A 14,659-nucleotide genomic window follows, 5' to 3' on the forward strand; every position below is an offset into this window, starting at 1 on the left:
GTCTTAAATTTGCTGTAAAACCCTTCTTAAAAAAATTATCAATAAACACATAAATAACACTTGTGTTATGACATAGTTTGTCACAGAATAGCGCTAACGTTATGACATAGTGTGTCATAACGCAGTGGTTGCTTTAACCTAATTTAATTTTATGTTCGGTGATCAAACCTATTTTTGTGAGGACAATATGAAACGTATATTTTTGTTTTTATTAACTAACCTAGCGGTTATGTTGGTATTAGGTGTAGTGCTTTCAATAATAATGAGTGCGCTGGGCTTAAGCCATCGTAGTCTTGGCGGAATTTTACTTATAGCCACCGTATTTGGTTTTGGTGGATCGTTTATTTCGTTATTTATGTCGAAATGGATCGCTAAAAAATCAACAGGCGCGCATGTGATTACGCAGCCTCGAAACGAAACCGAACATTGGCTTGTACAAACGGTATCTGCGCAAGCACAAAAAGCAGGTATTAAAATGCCAGAAGTAGCTATTTACGACAGCCCAGAAATGAACGCGTTTGCAACGGGCCCAAGTAAAAACAACTCGTTAGTGGCAGTAAGCACAGGCTTAATGCACAACATGACCAAAGATCAGGCCGAAGCCGTACTTGCCCACGAAGTATCGCACGTGGCTAACGGCGACATGGTAACGCTTACGCTAATACAAGGCGTGGTAAATACCTTTGTAATATTTGCCGCAAAAGTACTGGCAGGCATTGTAGATAACTTTATTAATAGCGATGAAGAAGAGGGCGGCAGTAGCTGGACATACTTTTTATTCGATATGTTATTCCAAGTATTATTTGGTGTACTAGCAAGCATAGTGGTTGCAAGTTACAGCCGTAAACGTGAGTTTGCAGCCGACAGCGGCGCAGCAAAACTAGTTGGTGCTGACAAAATGCGTTCCGCCCTTGAGCGATTAAAGCAAAACCATCCTTCGCAATTAGAAGGCTCAATGATGGCTTTTGGTATTGCAAGTGGCAAAGGTGTTGCTGAGCTGTTTTCATCGCACCCGCCGCTTGATGCGCGAATAGACGCACTACGCAAGTAACTATGTAAGTTAGCAAATATTCTAAGCCAGCTTAACCGCTGGCTTTTTTATGTTTACGTTAAAATGCTAAAATACAATGAACTGTATTTATATACAGTATCTTATGTTGGTTTATAAAATCGTTACTTTTTTAAGCTATATGTGTTTACGGGGTTCTTTAGCATGAGTAAACTAAAATACCTTAAAGTCAGCAATGCTGATGGTTTTAATACTTAACATTTAATACTTAACAAGGACGGTTATTGTAGTGGAAAAGGTGCAACACACTAAAAAATGCATTATGTGTTTTAGCACTATAGATTCACGGGCTAAAAAATGCCCGCAATGCACCTCACTTCAAGCTAAATATTCTAACTTAGAAAACAATCCCATTATTATTGGTGCATTAGCGCTCAGTATTGTTGGTATTTTTGGGTTTATTTTTTATCAAAATATTTATGTAGCAGGGCTTGAAGACCAAGCACAAAAAAACTTAATCGCTAATGTAAGCCAAATTAATACTAAAAATGAAAACGATGCATTGTATGTTGCATGTATAGGGCAGGTAAAAAACGAATCAAACTTCGCCTTTAAAAATATAAAGTTTAAGGTCGATTTTTTAACAGATCAAAACACGCTAGTTGATACGCTATCAATAACCGACGAAGACCTAATAATACTTCCTAATGATTCAACAAACTTTAGAGTAAGAGGTATTGCGCAAAAACAAGCGGCCAGTTATAACAATTGCCAAGTAAGAATAACCGATGCCTGGGCTTATAAATAAGCTATAAATCACTTACAAATTAATTATTAGCAGTTAGCTAAACCACTCGCTTTTTTGTATGTAATATTAGTTATTAACTTAAAGCCACTAATTCCAAAATTTATATAAGCCATTTTCCTAGAGCGATTAAGAATATGGATGATTTATTACTTAAGCAATCGTTTATACACTCCTTGTAACTTGCAAGTGAAGGGATCGAAAATGAGCTTGATTGATGAAAGTACAAAGGATTTTGGAAGCATGAGCGTGTTGCTTCACAGCTTAGGAACTGATTGCTACCGCATTGAGTGGAATAGCAGAATGACAGGAGCCTCAATAAGCTTAATTCGTGTTAAAAAAAACGAATATATAGTTGTGCGAAAATGGGCAACCGCCCGCAATATAGATGACGTATCAGCAGAGTTTGATCGGGCTAACCAAGCACTAATTCATTTTTTAAATAATGTAGATGTAATTAAAAGTAAAAACGAAAGTATTGTTGCTGCTAAAGAGCATTGCATAAACTTATTTACCTCAGCTGAGGGCTTAAAACCAATTAGCCATCCGAGCCTACCTACGCCACGCTTACAAGAAGCCATAGGCAAAGAAGTGATTGTAAAATCAAGTTTAGGCAACTATCTAATATCAAAAGGCATGCTATTACAGCTATTAGGTAATCAAGCCGAGATCCAAGTTAATCCCGACCACCTTGACGAAGGCCAATTAAGGCAAAAGTTTTATACCAAACAAGTTCATGTTTGCTAGTTAATTGCGCCATCAAAACTCAAAGGCAGCTTTACTTTAATGGTAAAGCCATTTTGTTTAAACACCTTAAAAGTGCCGCCTAATGCCGTAGTGCGCTCCTCTATAAACGCTAAACCGTAGTGACCTGAGTTATCTGTTGGGGTTACTAAAGTCCCGTTATCGCTAATTGTTAACTCAATAAATTCGTCGCTGTTTATTATATTTATAATCAGTTTGCTGGCATTGCTGTGCTTCATACAATTGGTTACTGCTTCTTGGCAAATTCGGTAAATAGCTATTTCGTGATCTTTTGAAAGGCTATTATCTAACTTAAATTGTGGCTGATACCTAATATTTGCCTTGTGCAGTAAGTTTTTTAGTCGCCCTTGTGTTATTGCCTTTTCTAAACCGAGTTCATCTAGCTCACGCGGGCGAAGATAATGCATTAATTGATAAACAGAGTCATACATCGAATTAGCATTGTTTTTTAATGTAGTCACAAACGATTGGGTATCTTCGTTACTAAGGTGCGACAAAATAGCTAAATCTGTTTTTAATGCCGTTAGGTTTTGCCCTAATTCGTCATGCAACTCTTGCGAAAGGTGCTTTCGCTCGTTTTCTTGCACCGACACCATTTTGGCAGCCAGCGCCGTGTTTTGAGTTAGCTGCTCTTTAAGCTCTTTATTGGTTTGCTTTAACTCGTTGTTTTTACGTTTAAGCTCAGTAATTGCAGCGCCTAAAACCATACTGGTAATTGCGTTTGCTAAAATAAATAACTGGCTAATGTAGGTATTGCTAGGCTCGTGCGTAATGCTTGCTTCAACAATTATTAACGCGTTAATAAGCGCTGCACTGCTTACAGCCCCTAACGAGCCATACTTATACGAAAACCAAATTATCGGTAATAACGATGCAAGCCTTAATAGCGGGTAGGTGTCTGGGCGAACCGCATAGACAAAAAATATAATTAATATAAAACACACTAAAGTGGCTACTAGGCCAAATAACTTAGTGAGCCTGACTGTGTTAAAACTGTATTTAGAATCGTAAATTAACATAATAAAAGGGGCAATTAACAACGAGCCAGTAATATCGCCTAAGCACATGTTTAACTGATACTGTAGTAGCTCTTTTGCAACCAATACATTTGTAAATTCAAACGCACTGGCAAACAAAAACCACTTTATAGATGTACTCGCAACACAAAGCAGTATTAACGAAAGTATACCTAGGCTGTCGTTAATGCTTGGCGGCCAACGGCTATTTTTAAACACATAAACAAGCGCTATAAAACAAAGCTCCTGCCAAAAGCCATGAAATAAATCAAACTCCCAAACCCCACTGTATGTTAAACCAAGCTGTGCAGCTAAGGCGCGCGACACAACCCATAAGGTGAGCCAATAGCGTGTTGGAGTGAGTAAGTAAAACGCAATTTTTACGCCTGCGGGAATAAATATCGCGCTGCTCTCTGGTACTGTTTCAAGGTTTTGGCTAACCCAAAAAGCGGCAAGTGAAGCAATAAAGTAAATTAGCCCCACCAATAATTGTTTAGCTACCTCTTTGTATGCGGTAGTAAAACTAACATTAGATAAAGAAGAAACGTTAGGTAAGTTCATCTAACTGTATTACTCCCGCATCAATTGCAATTTTTAGCAGTTCAAACGAGGTAGTAACATTAAGTTTGCTGTATATGTTTGCTTTGTGTACATGTGCTGTTTTAGGCATTATTTCGAGTATTTGCGCCACTTGTTTAGCGTTTAACCCCTTAGAAAATAACGGAAGGGCTTCAAGCTCTCTGTTAGTAAGCACAGTTAATGCTAAATTTTCGCTACTCATCGAAAAATTTACGTCTTCACTAATGTATCTTTTACCTAAAGCGACCGCTTTAACTGCATCTATTAGTTCATCAGAGGCAGAGCGCTTAGACACATAACCCAAAGCTCCTAATCGTAAAGCATTGCTTACATAAGGTTCGTGGTCGTGCATGGAGGCAACAATACTTTTAATATGCGGGAAAGACTCTTCAAGGTACGATAAAAAAGAAAGGCCAGTTTCAGTGCCGTTAAGCGATATATCAACAATAAATATATCAGGTTGTTCAAGCTCTACAGCCAGCTTGGCTTCTGTTACGCTGCAGGCTTCAATAATTACTTTCCAATCTGGTTGTAACTCTAAAAGCTTTTTAAAGCTGTCTCTTACTAATTGATGATCTTCTATGATGCCAATGAGCATTTAAATCTCCTTTTATGCTTAAAATACAGCGGGGTGGGTAACTAATTACCTAAAACGTTTTAAATGGGTTACCTCACTTAAAAGCAAGGTAACAAAACCAGTGGTTCTAAATTGGTAATTAGTTGCTGGTGGAGATTACAACTAAGCTCTTTTTATAGCAGCTTATTATTACTGAGAAAGAATAATATCAGTAATACCTTCGGCAGATAGTATTTCAATCCAGTAGCCGTCAGGGTCTTTAATAAATGCTAAGCCTTTCATTGAGCCATCATCTGGTTTTTTAACAAACTCAACATCGTATTTTGCAAAGCGCTCACAGGCTTCGTAAACATCCGGTACGCTAATACCAATATGGCCAAAGCCTTTGGGCTCTTGGTTACCGCTGTGGTAGCCCTCAAAGCTGTCGTCGTTTTCAGTGCCCCAGTTATGGGTTAACTCAATTAGTGCAGGGCGACGAAACACCCATTCTGCTTTAGTTTTATCATCACCTTGCGGTAATTCTTGTTCGTAGCCTAAAAAGTAAAGCGTAAACTTCATACCAGGAAAATCATACTTACCTAACAGCTTCATACCTAATACATTTTGGTAAAATTCAAGCGACGGCTTTGGATCTTTAATACGTAACATAGTTTGTTGCATAACAAAGCCCTGAGTGGCCTGTTCAACTTGTTCTGGAGATTCGTTATAGTTAGACATGGTGATCCTTACTGAAAATTATAAAAAGGGTGTAAGTATTACGTGTTCCATCATAATCAACCGCCACTTAAATTAAAACCATTCTAGGTAATTCAACGCGTTATAATTGCCTTTAAATTACTAGCTCAGTATTTGCAAAGCGTATAATTAAAACTAATGGGCTGATAAATATCTCTGTGCATATTATTAACAAAAACTAGGACGTTTTTTTTGAAAACACTTTTAGCTTTACTAAGTCAAATATTACAGGCTTTTTTATTACTCGCACTCACGAGTTTTTTTAGTGGGTTTTATAATGCGTATACAGTATTTGCTGGTGGCGATCCTAAGTTAATCGCGGGGCATATTTCATCAGCCATTGTAGTATCACTTATACAAATTATTCCTGCTTTAATTGGGCTTTTTATAAATACGTACGTGCTAAATAGTAGGTTAAATAAAAACATAAACAGCTCAGCCATGTTTATAAATTTTTCAAAATTTTATGCCTACCTGTGGATTTTATTTATTCCACTTGGTACGTTTTTAGGTATTAAGCAATTAATTAGATTAAAAAATGTAAGTAAATAACGAGCACTTACAAAAAAGGAGCCACTATGTTTTACGATGATATTCAGGGGTTATTACGTGTACTTACAATAGGCGTACTGGGTTATATTGCACTGGTGTTTTGGCTGCGTGTATCGGGTAAACGTACGCTTTCAAAGTGGAACGTGTTCGACTTTATAGTCACCATTGCGCTGGGCTCTATATTGGCGTCTGTTATTATTTCAAAAAGTGTTCCGTTAGCTGAGGGCATACTTGCCTTTGTCGTATTAATAGGGCTGCAATATATTATTACGTGGCTTAGTGTGCGCTCGTCAAAATTTGCAGCGCTTATAAAAGCAGAACCCACGCTTTTACTGAGTGATGGTGAATACTGCACGGCTGCACTTAAATCACAACGCGTAACAAAATCAGAAATTCGCGCCGCTATTCGTGGTGCGGGTATATTAGCCATAGAAGATGTAGCTGCCGTAGTGCTAGAAACCGATGGTAGTTTTAGCGTACTAAAGCAAAATAACAGTGGGTTAAAAACCGCGTTAAGCGATGTAGTGAGCGTTAAATAGTGATAGAGAGCATTAAAGAATAATAAAAGAGGAGACAGGTGAGATTGCCTAGCAGATTCAAGCCTGTCTCATTTAATTTATTTAAGTTACTTACTTAGCGGGTTCTAATAAACTAAATGTAGGTAAGCGCCACTTAAAGCGTATTGATGCCATACGTATTAAGTACCCCGCAACCAAGCTCACAATAATGCTTATGTTGTCGTCAATATTGTAATGGTGCAATGCTAGGTATAAGCACGCTACAATTAACGATACGCTGGCATATAGCTCATTGTGTAATACTAACGGTGCTTGGCGACATATTAAATCGCGCAGTAACCCACCAAATACGCCAGTAACAACCGCTGCCACTACACAAATACCGTAATGTAATCCCATATTAAGCCCCACTTGGCAGCCAATAATACTAAAGGCAGCTAACCCCAGGGCGTCTAGGCGCATAAAAATGCCTTTAAATTTAACCACCCATTTTGCCAGCCACGTAGTGACAATACCGGCAATACAGGTAATTAATAAATACTCTGGATGTTGTACCCACGTAAGCGGGTAATTGCCTAGTAATATATCTCGTACGCTGCCACCACCAATTGCGGTCGCACTAGCTACCAGCACTACGCCAAACCAATCCATTTTCATTCGCCCTGCGCTAAGTGCGCCAGTCATGGCTTCTGCGGTAATACCAATAATATAAACAACGGTTAGTAGCATGAGATAATCACTTGAAATTCGTGCGTAAAAATAAGGTGTGGATTGTATAGATAAATTAAGTAAATAACGAATGAAAAATCATACTAAAAAAGCATCATTCAGATAGAAATAACTAATAACAAAAACCAGTGTAAACAAGCTGTTAAGTTAATAAGTGGGTGCGCAATGATTCATGTGAATTAAAGGACATATGACCGCAAAGTATAAATAAAACAGGTTGGATTTAGTTGTTTTCAGCGCGTTTATTTTTCAGCTAAGTTTAATAGAGAAAGCGCGAAAATTAACGCAATATGAATAATTGGTTGCATGGTTTTAATTTAGGAACGTATAATAACAAGTGTTAACTAAATGGAATTTGCGTAAAACGCAGCTTAAGCATAATAGGCGGATACATGCACAAAGGATTGTTAAAGACGTGGAAAACCGACAAAGGTTTTGGTTTTATTAAATCAGACACCCTAGAACACGACACGTTTATACACATATCAGCGCTCAAACACATGAGCCGCAAGCCTAAAGTTGGCGACACCATTTACTTTGAAGTAGCAACACAGCCCGACGGTAAAACCAAAGCAATTAACTGCCGCATAGAAGGCGTTGCAGAGCTTAAAGCACCTTACCAAAAACACAATAACCAGCCGCACCGCATTGCTAAATCTAATTTTGCCAGTAGCTTTTTAGGTAAAGTTGCCTCAATAGCGCTTATTGCTGCACTTTGCTTTTATGCATTTAATAAATACAACGCTCACTCAAGCAGCCAAACACCCATTATTACTAATGATGATTTAACCACCTTTGATGAAAAATACCCAAAGCTCGTTATTCCAAAAAGCACGCAAAATTTCACGTGTGATGGCAGGCAATATTGTACTGAAATGCGCTCACGCAAAGAGGCGGTATTTTTTATTAATAATTGCCCGAATACAAAAATGGATGGTGATGGCGATGGAAAACCTTGCGAGAGTGATACAAGGTTTTAAAATAATAAAATATTAGATTTAAATGCAGTAACTAATTGTTTAATTTAATGAAAAATAAAGCAGTTCAACATACTTCAGAGGCATATTATGGAATTATCTGTAGAAGGCTATAAATCATTAGCTTCTAAACAAACATTATCTTTCAACGGGTTAACAATTTTATCTGGAGCCAATAGTTCTGGTAAGTCTAGTTTCATGCAGCCTTATTTAATTCTTAAACAAACCCTTGAAAACCATTACGACTCGGGTTCTTTAGAATTATTTGGTGAAAATGCTAAATTAACCGATTCCTCACAAATAATATCTAAAGTTCCTAATTATAAAAAGAAATCATTTAGCCTTGATATGCGTGTAGGTAAAGGAGCTTGCAGAGTTACTTATAAATATAAAAGAGGACATGGCTTACAAGTGGAGTCTTCTACTCTAATTAATCCAGATATGCCACATGGCTTAACATTAAAAGTCGGGATGAAGTCTGAAGATATCGAAAAAAAAGTGCCCGAAGATGATTTCAAGCTCATTAAAGAGTTCTATGAAGAAAAAAACATTAGACCGAAATGGAAGGCTATTCGAAATAAATGCTTTATAGAGGCTGAGTTATCATTTGATGCTAAAGAATATGCGCCTCTTAGAGCAGTAATTGAGCCTTCAGCTCATATAGAAAAGTTTGTGGTTCGCTTGATTCATGTCCCAGGTTTGAGAGGAAATCCAGAAAGAACCTACAAAATAGCAGCAAGTGAAGACGTATATCCAGGCTCTTTCGAAAAGTATGTAGCTTCAATTGTAAGTGACTGGGCTAAATTGAAAAAATTTAAAACAAAATATGATGAATTGAGAACCCAACTTTCTGAATTAGGACTTGCTAGCAATATTAGAACAAATAAGATTGATGATACTAGTGTTGAAATTCAAATATCTAGAACTAACAATTGTGAAGATCAAGATTGCGTAAATATTGCAGATGTGGGTTTTGGCGTATCACAAACACTACCAGTGCTTGTAGCATTAATTGGAGCTAAAAAAGGGCAGTATGTTTATATTGAGCAGCCAGAATTACATTTACATCCAAAGGCACAATTTAAGCTAGCTGCAATAATAGCATCTGCTATTAAACGTGGTGTTCAAGTTATAATTGAAACACACAGCTCTATTTTGATTCGAGGCATTCAAATAGCTGTAGTTAAAAAGGAAATAGATAAAGATAAAGTATCTTTAAACTGGTTTACTCAAGATAATGAAACTGGTGAAACACATGTTGCTAAAGCAATGCTAGATGAATTTGGTGCATTTGGGGAATGGCCTGAAGATTTCGATGATACAAGCTTGAATGTTGAACAAATGTACCTTGATGCGGTAGAGGAGTTAGCTTGTGAGTAATCCTCTTTCTGTAGTAGTAGATGCTGATATAGCAAGATCTTCAGGTACATCAGAGCATCCTGTTTCAAGTGGATCTAGAGCTCTACTAGATAGTGTATCGAAGAACGGACATACATTATCTATGTGCCCTAAAATGATGGCTGAATGGAAGAAACATAGGTCATTATTTGCAAGAAAATGGTTAGCATCAATGATAGCTCAGAAAAAAGTGAAATTTATAAAACCAGCTGAAAATACTAATACTCTAATACAGAAAAATCTTACTGACGCAAAAAAAATAGGTATAGCTTCAAAGGATGCTCATTTAATTGATGCAGCCCTAGATACAGATAAAATAATTGCTTCAAATGATAATATTGCAAGAGACGTCTTTTGCGAACTGTCAGTAAACTGTGGAAATATTAGAAGTATAAAGTGGTTTAATTCGATATCAGATAAATCTTTTCTTACCACTTATCTTTCTACACAATGTTTTGTCCCTCCTAACTATTATGTAGTTCATAGTAATTAGAAACAAGACACCAACCTATTTTTACATTTTTGGGGAAACAGGCTACCTCATGGGCTCTAAATGAATTACCTAATACTTTTAAAATGATTAGGGCTATTTACGGGAACTCGCTATTTAATTGGATTTAGCTGTCGGAGTTATTCTACAGCCTCGTTAGGATTACAAGGATAATGATGAGCAATGATGCCATCTTTTTTACACAAATAGCTTCGATTGTCGGATTTATTGTCGCATTATTTGCTATATATAAAGTGTTAATACAACAAAAAGACGCTGTAATTCAGTTATTAAAAGAGCAAATTCAGATTAAAAATGAATGTATTACTGATTTAAAGCTAGCCACACCTGATTCTTTAGCTAAATCATTAAATGAACGCATAGTTATATTCGAGACTGAAATTAAACGCTTAAAGCTTGATGAAAAAAATCATAAATTAGAAATCGAGGATAAAGAAAATATAGTTAATAAAGTTCGTGAACTTTTGCTTGAGTTGGCGGGTAAAATTGAAGATGAAAGTTTAGTTTGTCCAGATTGCGGAGCACCACTTGTTACAAGGCATTATCAGACCGAATATCGTGAGTTTGACGGTGTAGACAGAAGTATAGGTGATGTCGAATGTGCTTTATACCAATGTGGCTATGCTTCAGAAGATCAAATTGAAAGGTCACCATGTCGGAATAAACATAACAGCTAACAGTGAAGTTAATAAACATGACACCAATCCTAAATTCTGCTCTATTCAAAATTTAGGGCTACGTTTTAGTTAGTGCAAAAAACGATCAGGGTTGTCTTATGGCAATGCAAGAAAGCGTCAAGTAAGTTTGGTTGATACTAAATACTACCACTGTATTTCACGCTTCGTTCGTCGTGCATTTTTATGTGGTACAAATAAACAAGACACCCCATCCTAAAACTTGTATTGCCTTTTGAGCAATTGAAGATGGACTAAATGATACTTATGGCACTTTTATAACATTTAGGTATATGGGGTCAAATCTTGACTTCATACATCAAGCTTTTGATATAACCTCTTTAGCAAGTGAAGATGGACTAAATGGTGCTTATGGCTCTTTTATAATATTCATGAATGATATAAAAGATGAACTTAGACTGCAGAGAGGTTTTGTTGGTAAGCCATATACTGCGTTAGAATATATACCAGATGAAAAATATGTTGTACCTGATCAGGTTAGAAACAAAATCGTGATCAAATACGAATAAAAATTTAATAAGGTGTTTGAATAGGTGAAAAAGTGTTTTTTGCTTCTTTGCACATTTTAAACCACTATTTATAACGTTTAGCGTGGCGCTAGACTACACAAATAAATAAATCCCAACCCACATCTAAAGGAGAACTTTGTGGTAGACGTAAACCAATCTTCAAATGAAAAAAATGAAAAAAATGAAAAAACTAAGGAAAGTATAAACGGAAGTTTTTTATCTTCTGTTATAAAATTTGTTTTTTGGTTAGTAATTAGTTCAGCTCTCCTATGGAATTGGGATGGTTTTTGGCAAACAGATATAAAATCCCTAAATAAAGTACAAAAAAACTTTTTCCCATCAAAATATAGCGAAGAGCAATTAAAGGTTTCTAGAATAACTAGAAATAATAATTTGATTGATGATATCCGTAAACGCTTAGAAAGGGCAGAGAACCGAGCAAACGGGAAAATAGAAAAAGCTAGAGGTGAAAGGGATCAGGCTCTATCTGAACTTGAAGCATCTAAGTCCGAGCTCAATCGTTATCTTGAAAAAGAAAATACTAAATGCAGGTATTATGACACTTCATTGAGAATGATTGATCATCTTACTAATAAATACTCTGAAGATGAGCTAAAAAGAACTTTAAGCTGTACCAGTGCAGAGTGTGAGAAGATTCTTCATTACCGTCAGGAAGCAACAGCGATCTGTGATTAATTACAACTAAGCGGCTACCAAAAATGCCGCTATCCTCTCTAAAAGCGCAGCGCCTCATAGCCTCTTTGTGAATTAGTCTTTAGATTATTGAAAGGGAACAAACTAGGGATGCGCTAAGCGTATACATTAAACGTAAAACATCGGCGAATTAGCTCTCTAATACACGCCGATGTTTATAACTTATTTAAATAAGCACATTACTTGTAAGGTATTAAACCTTAGTCTGCTTTACGGTAAAGGCTTATTAAACATATTGCTAAAAGTAACGTTGCAATCATGCCTGATGCACCAGCAACAGCTGATGGAAGGAATCCATCACGGCCAAAGGTAATTAAAATACCATTGGCAAGCATTGCAACTGCGCCTGCTAAGGCTGTAAGGCCGCCAATGGCTTTGCCACCTTTAGCTAAGTAAGACAGGCCAAAAACAAGTGCTGCTAATCCCAATAATAATTTAGCTGCGTAGTAAATCATGAATGACAAAGAAACCACGCCACTAATTAAAGGTTGTGCGCCTTCTACGGCACCCGCTACTTTTCCAAATGTTGAAAACAAAGTAAGGCCAATGCTTACCTGTACTATGTTAAGAATTGCGCTAAATGTTATAGCCGACCATCCTAGCTGAGCGTTTTGTGCTTGCACCATAGCAGAACCCGCAAAGGCAACAAGTAGAGTGAAAACTACGGCTTCTAGTCCCCATGCATACTGCCTTGAAAAACTAATTTCTGCACTGTAAAGGGCAGTAAAAACAGCCTGTGTTAACGCCAATACCAACAATAAAGATGCCGTAATTAGAGTGGTGCGTTTATTCGTAAATTCCATTATTTACCTCTTATAATTTTATATTTAATGCTTTAAAAAGATTCGACAGGTTTGAATACGTCAAACAGGGAGCTTTTTAGCTAATTAGCTTTTACACTTAGCCTATAAGACAGGTAAAGCTATTTAATTATTTCACTTAAACCTATAAAAATAATAATTAATTACAAATAGGCTAAAATTTTGGTTTTATTCAAAACTTAAATTGGGAAATCGTTTAGGTTCAAGCCATTTATGCCCTCTAAAAGCGCAGCGCCTCATACCCTCTTAGTAAATCAATGTTTAACTATCTTAATTATCAAGAGGGCACACATTTTGAGTATGTGGTTAAACGGCTTAATACTTACGGCGTTAAGATAAAAACGTAAAATGGGACCAGTCACTTAACGCTGTAATAGTTTGTTCTGTGGGAGGGGCAACATAGATCAAACCTGCAATGGCAATAATTGACGCTAGCGTAATTAGTTTATTATCGAAGTCAGCTATTTTTAAAGCGGTGCCAAAAGAGCGTTTAATGGTGACGTTACTTAAATCTACACTGTAAATTTCATCCAGCAATAAATGAATTAATCCGCCGAGTAAAATAAACCCACCCGTTAACCAGGCAAAGACGGCTGCTTGTGTGGTTGATTGGTCATTCAGTTTCCATGTTAATTGAGTTGTTAATAGCGCGCATAACAGTATAAATAGTAAAGAGTGGCAACTACCTCTGTGTACAGTGATCCATTCAAAAATGGGTCTAATAATGTATTTCATAAATCCGTAAACCAATAACGGCACTACGATTAACTCGATAAAGCTAATTTCAATAATGAGCTCGGTGGTTATGTAATGCAGTACCAGTAATACAGCGCTGAGTGCGAATAAGTTAAAAATAGTATCGAGTGATGTTGAGTTATCTGAATCTATGTCGGGCAATAAGCCGCCAATTGAGCCTAAAAACCAAAGCCAGAGTGCGCCCTTTAAATCAATATGGCTTGCAGATAGTAAGGTGGCTGAGGCTAAGCCTGTGATGATTACGGCAGTATTAAGATGAGTATTGAAGTTTGCCATTGTATCTCTTTATGGGAAAAAGTAGGGCATTCTATCAATTGAAAAGTTTATTGTTCAATATTCTTTTTAATTAGATTTTTTATTACTTTGATTAATTACTAATAGTACAATTGTTATTCTGTTTTGTGGTTAGTAGAGCAATCAAGTTGTAATTTTTTTATAAAAATCAATAATACGGACAGTTTTTATTGTCTATTGGCCTTTTGTGTTTTAAATAAAAGCCTAGCTATCAACTTATATAAAACGGCTTAACTGGAATCCACATGAACCAAAATAGATATAAAGCATCGTTTCCTGCGCCTGACATTGGTAGTAACTATTTTGTCTCATCAACTTGGAGCAGTTATGGTTTCTGGGCTTTATTAGCACTGACTCCGCTTGCTCATTACATGATGTACTATACCGAAGATGGTTTAGCGCATGGGGAAGATTTAAACACTTTAGTGTATGTAATACTTGGTGCTATTAGCTTGTTTGTTTTAAATATTGCAGCCCAATCTATATGTTGGTTAGGCAGGCTTTTGGCAGTGGTTTGCTTTAGCATGAGTCTGTTTTTTATTTTATCGATTATCTATCTTAGTATTTATGCTCACTTCCCAATCGCTTATTTTGGTCCTGTTATTTACTTTGGTTTAGCAGCGTACTTTTATAATAAAGACTATTTGAAAGCGATAAAAACATTATAGCATTTACTATGTAGTTACTAATTCACGCCAT

17 protein-coding genes are annotated in these 14,659 nt (G+C 36.6%); 11 read left to right on the top strand and 6 right to left on the bottom strand.

The window, feature by feature from the left end; translation table 11 throughout:
* The first annotated feature begins 187 nt into the window (after positions 1–187).
* From htpX to H5157_RS07335, 3 genes are all read left to right on the top strand, one after another.
* Complete coding sequence (gene htpX, locus H5157_RS07325; RefSeq protein WP_002961248.1) at positions 188–1,051, top strand: protease HtpX; 864 nt, start codon at positions 188–190, stop codon at positions 1,049–1,051.
* 247 nt (positions 1,052–1,298) lie between these two features.
* On the top strand, positions 1,299–1,817 hold the full coding sequence (locus H5157_RS07330) for a hypothetical protein (RefSeq protein ID WP_310736012.1): 519 nt from the start codon (positions 1,299–1,301) through the stop codon (positions 1,815–1,817).
* A gap of 201 nt (positions 1,818–2,018) precedes the next feature.
* The gene (locus H5157_RS07335; RefSeq protein ID WP_024593597.1) at positions 2,019–2,561 is read left to right on the top strand and encodes a hypothetical protein; all 543 of its coding nucleotides are present in this window, start codon (positions 2,019–2,021) and stop codon (positions 2,559–2,561) included.
* On the opposite strand, the gene H5157_RS07340 is transcribed toward H5157_RS07335, so the two are convergent.
* The 3 genes from H5157_RS07340 to gloA all read right to left on the bottom strand — a co-directional run bounded on the left by H5157_RS07340 (position 2,558) and on the right by gloA (position 5,468).
* Positions 2,558–4,156 carry an MASE1 domain-containing protein gene (locus H5157_RS07340; RefSeq protein WP_182724444.1) on the bottom strand — a complete coding sequence of 533 codons (1,599 nt, stop codon included), beginning with the start codon at positions 4,154–4,156 and terminating at the stop codon, positions 2,558–2,560. The genes H5157_RS07335 and H5157_RS07340 overlap by 4 nt on opposite strands.
* On the bottom strand, positions 4,143–4,772 hold the full coding sequence (locus H5157_RS07345) for a response regulator transcription factor (protein ID WP_007586773.1): 630 nt from the start codon (positions 4,770–4,772) through the stop codon (positions 4,143–4,145). The genes H5157_RS07340 and H5157_RS07345 overlap by 14 nt, the downstream gene beginning before the upstream one ends.
* 168 nt (positions 4,773–4,940) lie before the next feature.
* Positions 4,941–5,468, bottom strand: coding sequence for a lactoylglutathione lyase (gloA, locus tag H5157_RS07350; RefSeq protein ID WP_182724445.1), 528 nt, complete (start codon positions 5,466–5,468; stop codon positions 4,941–4,943).
* Positions 5,469–5,678: 210 nt separating this feature from the next.
* On the opposite strand from gloA, the gene H5157_RS07355 reads away from it, so the two are divergent.
* Together H5157_RS07355 and H5157_RS07360 are read left to right on the top strand one after the other, a co-directional pair.
* Complete coding sequence (locus H5157_RS07355) at positions 5,679–6,038, top strand: hypothetical protein (RefSeq protein WP_182724446.1); 360 nt, start codon at positions 5,679–5,681, stop codon at positions 6,036–6,038.
* 26 nt (positions 6,039–6,064) lie between these two features.
* Positions 6,065–6,577, top strand: coding sequence for a DUF421 domain-containing protein (locus tag H5157_RS07360; protein ID WP_182724447.1), 513 nt, complete (start codon positions 6,065–6,067; stop codon positions 6,575–6,577).
* Between the two features lie 90 nt (positions 6,578–6,667).
* Here H5157_RS07360 and H5157_RS07365 read toward each other — a convergent pair whose 3' ends face one another.
* Complete coding sequence (locus H5157_RS07365) at positions 6,668–7,285, bottom strand: trimeric intracellular cation channel family protein (RefSeq protein ID WP_076924633.1); 618 nt, start codon at positions 7,283–7,285, stop codon at positions 6,668–6,670.
* A gap of 392 nt (positions 7,286–7,677) precedes the next feature.
* On the opposite strand from H5157_RS07365, the gene H5157_RS07370 reads away from it, so the two are divergent.
* The 5 genes from H5157_RS07370 (at position 7,678) to H5157_RS07390 (ending at position 12,071) form a co-directional block, all read left to right on the top strand.
* Complete coding sequence (locus tag H5157_RS07370) at positions 7,678–8,265, top strand: cold shock domain-containing protein (RefSeq protein WP_182724448.1); 588 nt, start codon at positions 7,678–7,680, stop codon at positions 8,263–8,265.
* An 87-nt stretch (positions 8,266–8,352) separates the two neighbouring features.
* Positions 8,353–9,642, top strand: coding sequence for an AAA family ATPase (locus tag H5157_RS07375; RefSeq protein ID WP_182724449.1), 1,290 nt, complete (start codon positions 8,353–8,355; stop codon positions 9,640–9,642).
* Entirely contained in the window at positions 9,635–10,153 is a 519-nt protein-coding gene (locus H5157_RS07380) for a hypothetical protein (protein WP_220496822.1), read from the top strand. The genes H5157_RS07375 and H5157_RS07380 overlap by 8 nt, the downstream gene beginning before the upstream one ends.
* Before the next feature lie 170 nt (positions 10,154–10,323).
* A complete protein-coding gene (locus H5157_RS07385; protein WP_182724450.1) occupies positions 10,324–10,848 on the top strand; it encodes a hypothetical protein in 525 nt (174 codons plus the stop codon).
* Positions 10,849–11,513: 665 nt separating this feature from the next.
* Entirely contained in the window at positions 11,514–12,071 is a 558-nt protein-coding gene (locus H5157_RS07390; RefSeq protein ID WP_182724451.1) for a hypothetical protein, read from the top strand.
* A 218-nt stretch (positions 12,072–12,289) separates the two neighbouring features.
* On the opposite strand, the gene H5157_RS07395 is transcribed toward H5157_RS07390, so the two are convergent.
* On the bottom strand, positions 12,290–12,892 hold the full coding sequence (locus tag H5157_RS07395) for a thiamine biosynthesis protein ThiC (protein ID WP_182724452.1): 603 nt from the start codon (positions 12,890–12,892) through the stop codon (positions 12,290–12,292).
* 348 nt (positions 12,893–13,240) lie between these two features.
* Positions 13,241–13,942, bottom strand: a complete 702-nt coding sequence (locus H5157_RS07400) for a metal-dependent hydrolase (protein WP_024603213.1) — start codon at positions 13,940–13,942, stop codon at positions 13,241–13,243.
* Positions 13,943–14,205: 263 nt separating this feature from the next.
* On the opposite strand from H5157_RS07400, the gene H5157_RS07405 reads away from it, so the two are divergent.
* Complete coding sequence (locus H5157_RS07405) at positions 14,206–14,628, top strand: hypothetical protein (protein WP_182693800.1); 423 nt, start codon at positions 14,206–14,208, stop codon at positions 14,626–14,628.
* Positions 14,629–14,659: the final 31 nt, after the last annotated feature.

The sequence above is a fragment of the Pseudoalteromonas sp. SG43-3 genome, assembly GCF_014164385.1.
In the GTDB taxonomy this organism is placed as follows: Bacteria; Pseudomonadota; Gammaproteobacteria; order Enterobacterales; family Alteromonadaceae; genus Pseudoalteromonas; species Pseudoalteromonas distincta.

Coding starts and splice junctions, on each gene's coding strand:
- H5157_RS07345 (WP_007586773.1), bottom strand. CDS start 4,772: ATGCTCATTGGCATCATAGAAGATCATCAATTAGTAAGAGACAGCTTT.
- H5157_RS07370 (WP_182724448.1), top strand. CDS start 7,678: ATGCACAAAGGATTGTTAAAGACGTGGAAAACCGACAAAGGTTTTGGT.
- H5157_RS07335 (WP_024593597.1), top strand. CDS start 2,019: ATGAGCTTGATTGATGAAAGTACAAAGGATTTTGGAAGCATGAGCGTG.
- H5157_RS07360 (WP_182724447.1), top strand. CDS start 6,065: ATGTTTTACGATGATATTCAGGGGTTATTACGTGTACTTACAATAGGC.
- H5157_RS07340 (WP_182724444.1), bottom strand. CDS start 4,156: ATGAACTTACCTAACGTTTCTTCTTTATCTAATGTTAGTTTTACTACC.
- gloA (WP_182724445.1), bottom strand. CDS start 5,468: ATGTCTAACTATAACGAATCTCCAGAACAAGTTGAACAGGCCACTCAG.
- H5157_RS07385 (WP_182724450.1), top strand. CDS start 10,324: ATGATGAGCAATGATGCCATCTTTTTTACACAAATAGCTTCGATTGTC.
- H5157_RS07365 (WP_076924633.1), bottom strand. CDS start 7,285: ATGCTACTAACCGTTGTTTATATTATTGGTATTACCGCAGAAGCCATG.
- H5157_RS07405 (WP_182693800.1), top strand. CDS start 14,206: ATGAACCAAAATAGATATAAAGCATCGTTTCCTGCGCCTGACATTGGT.
- H5157_RS07375 (WP_182724449.1), top strand. CDS start 8,353: ATGGAATTATCTGTAGAAGGCTATAAATCATTAGCTTCTAAACAAACA.
- htpX (WP_002961248.1), top strand. CDS start 188: ATGAAACGTATATTTTTGTTTTTATTAACTAACCTAGCGGTTATGTTG.
- H5157_RS07400 (WP_024603213.1), bottom strand. CDS start 13,942: ATGGCAAACTTCAATACTCATCTTAATACTGCCGTAATCATCACAGGC.
- H5157_RS07395 (WP_182724452.1), bottom strand. CDS start 12,892: ATGGAATTTACGAATAAACGCACCACTCTAATTACGGCATCTTTATTG.